1 pseudogene is annotated in these 216 nt (G+C 57.9%); it reads left to right on the top strand.

Going from position 1 to position 216, the window contains the following annotated elements:
• A pseudogene (locus tag B4F73_RS07155) lies at nt 1-216 on the top strand (1-deoxy-D-xylulose-5-phosphate synthase); the annotation flags it as partial.

Genomic DNA, 216 nt, shown 5'->3' with positions numbered 1-216 from the left:
GATCAGGTCGTGCATGATGTGGCGATCCAGAAATTGCCGGTCCGGTTTGCGATCGACCGCGCAGGCCTTGTTGGCGCTGATGGCGCAACGCATGCGGGCAGCTTTGATATCGGATATCTTGGTGCATTGCCGGGCATGATATGTATGGCAGCTGCAGACGAAGCAGAACTCGCTCGCATGGTTGTGACCTCGGCGCAGATCGATGATGGCCCATCC

The sequence above is a fragment of the Hyphomonas sp. UBA3601 genome (genome assembly GCF_002375605.1).
Taxonomy (GTDB): domain Bacteria; phylum Pseudomonadota; class Alphaproteobacteria; order Caulobacterales; family Hyphomonadaceae; genus Hyphomonas.
Note: the sequence above shows the minus strand (reverse complement) of the source record. Positions and strands in the feature narration are given on the sequence as shown.